Here is a 2,199-nt window from a genome sequence, read left to right on the forward strand (position 1 = left end):
GTCGGCGCCCAGCTCCAGGCCCAGCACGCGGTCGAGTTCTTCGCCGTGTGCGCTCAGCATGAGCACCGGCGTGGCCTGGTGCGACGGGTCGCGGCGCAGGTCGCGCAGCAGATCGAGGCCGTTGCCGTCGGGCAGCCCCACGTCCAGCACCAGCAGGTCGAAGGGCCGGGCGCGCAGCTGTTCGCGCGCGTCCCGCAACAGCAGGCTGTGCACGATGGACAGCCCCTCGCGCTCGAGCGCATAGGCCACCGTGCGCGCGATGGCGGGGTCGTCCTCCAGCAGCAGCAACCGGGCGTGGGTGGTGGCCATGCCGTGCCCTCAGCGCGCGACCAGCACGGGAAACAGCTTGCCCAGCCCTTCGGCCATCACCTCGACCGCCAGCGCCGCGAGGATCAGGCCCATGAGCCGGGTCATCACGTTGATGCCGGTCTTGCCCAGCACGCGCGCGATGGGGTCGGCCAGCGCGAAGCACAGCGCCGTGGCGCCGGCGATGACCACGCCGTAGCCCACCAGCGCCAGGTGCTGCCAGAAGGTCTGCGCGCGGTCGGCATAGATCACCACGGTGGACATGCTGGCCGGCCCGGTGAGCAGCGGGATGGTGAGCGGCACCACGGCGATGCTGTCGCCCTGGGCGGCCTTCTCGGCGCCTTCCTCCAGTTCGTGGGTGTGGGGCTTGGCCTCGGCCGGCTGGGCGTTGAGCATGTTCATCGCGCTGATGAGCAGCAGCATGCCGCCGCCCACCTGGAAGCTCTGCAGCGAGATGTTGAAGAACTCCAGGATCTGCAGCCCGAGCAGCGCGCAGGCCGCGATCACGCAGAACGCGCTGAAGGCCGCCACCTGGATGGTGCGCCGGCGCTGGCGCTGCGAAAACCCGTCGGTGTAGTGGATGAAGAACGGCACGATGGCCAGCGGGTTCACGATGGCCAGCAGCGTGATGAGCGGTTTCAGGTCCATCAGCGGCCTCCGGAGACGTCGAGCAGTGACAGGGTGGTGTAGCTGGCCGCCTCCGACATCAGCCAGACGATGGCCTCGGCCACCTCCTCGGCCGTGCCGCCCCGCCCCATGGGCACCTGGTGCGCCAGATCACGCACGCGGTCGGGCAGGCCGCCGCTGGCGTGGATGTCGGTGTCGATGAGGCCGGGCCGCACCGCATTCACGCGGACGCCCTCGGCCGCCACCTCGCGGGCCAGGCCGAGCGTGAGCACGTCGATGGCGCCCTTGGAGGCGGCGTAGTCCACGTACTGCCCGGCCGCGCCCAGCCGTGCCGCGGCGCTGGACACGTTGACGATGCTGCCGCCCGCGCCGCCGTGCTTCGTGCTCATGCGCCGCACGGCCTCGCGTGCGCAGAGAAAGCTGCCCACCACGTTGATGTCGAACATGCGGCGCAGGCGCTCGGCGCTCATCTGGTCCACGCGCGCGGGCACGTCGACCACGCCCGCGTTGTTCACCAGGGCACCGAGCGCGCCGAAGCGGGCATCGACCGCCTCGAACAGGGCGACGACCTCGTCTTCCTTCGCCACGTCGGCCTGCACGGCGATGGCCTGGCCGCCCGCCTCGCGGATGGCCTGCACCACGGCGTCGGCCGCCTGCGCATCGCGGGCGTAGTTCACCGCCACCGCCCAGCCCTGGCGCGCGGCCAGGCGTGCGGTCGCTGCGCCGATGCCCCGGCTACCACCGGTCACAAGTACCACTTTGTTCAATTGCCGTCTCCTGCAAGAATGCACCGTTGGCGAAAGGTCCCGCATTACAGCATCCGCCGGCCCGGGCCGGCGCGTCTTTTCACCGTTCCGCTTTCTTCCAACCACCCTCTCTCACTCATCCCTTTCGGCAAAGGAGTCGCATCATCATGGGCAATTTCGTGGACATCGCATCGGCTGACGGTTTCAAGGTGCCCGCCTGGGTCGCGCAGCCCGAGGGCCAGGCGCGCGGCGCCGTGGTCGTGCTGCAGGAAATCTTCGGCGTGAACTCGCACATCCGCGCCGTGGCCGACCGGCTGGCCGCGCGCGGCTACCTGGCCGTGGCGCCCGCCACCTTCGCCCGGGTGCAGCCCGGGGTCGAGCTGGGCTACAGCGCGCAGGACATGCAGGACGGCATCGCGCTCAAGTCGCGCGTCGAGGCGCTTCCCGGCGCGGGCGTGCTGCCCGACATCCAGGCCGCCATCGACCACGCGGCGCAGGCCGGCGGCGGCAAGGTGGGCAT

Annotated in this window: 4 protein-coding genes; 1 reads left to right on the forward strand and 3 read right to left on the reverse strand. The window is 70.8% G+C overall.

The genetic code is table 11. The annotated features are described in order from the left end of the window. The 3 genes from AC27IQ_RS22945 to AC27IQ_RS22955 all read right to left on the reverse strand — a co-directional run. Positions 1–309: response regulator (locus AC27IQ_RS22945; RefSeq protein WP_487090919.1), on the reverse strand; the 309-nt coding region annotated here is incomplete at its 3' end. Positions 310–318: 9 nt separating this feature from the next. Next, on the reverse strand, positions 319–954 hold the full coding sequence (locus AC27IQ_RS22950) for a MarC family protein (RefSeq protein WP_272565846.1): 636 nt from the start codon (positions 952–954) through the stop codon (positions 319–321). Beyond that, on the reverse strand, positions 954–1,700 hold the full coding sequence (locus AC27IQ_RS22955) for an SDR family oxidoreductase (RefSeq protein ID WP_487090920.1): 747 nt from the start codon (positions 1,698–1,700) through the stop codon (positions 954–956). Before AC27IQ_RS22955 ends, AC27IQ_RS22950 begins: the two co-directional genes overlap by 1 nt. 146 nt (positions 1,701–1,846) lie before the next feature. On the opposite strand from AC27IQ_RS22955, the gene AC27IQ_RS22960 reads away from it, so the two are divergent. Then, the coding region (locus AC27IQ_RS22960) for a dienelactone hydrolase family protein (protein WP_487090921.1) at positions 1,847–2,199 on the forward strand (353 nt) is incomplete at its 3' end.

The sequence above is a fragment of the Acidovorax sp. KPB24-07 genome (assembly GCF_057543315.1).

What these genes read in the sequence shown, in the direction of transcription:
- AC27IQ_RS22950 (WP_272565846.1), bottom strand. Translation starts at nt 954, where the DNA reads ATGGACCTGAAACCGCTCATCACGCTGCTGGCCATCGTGAACCCGCTG.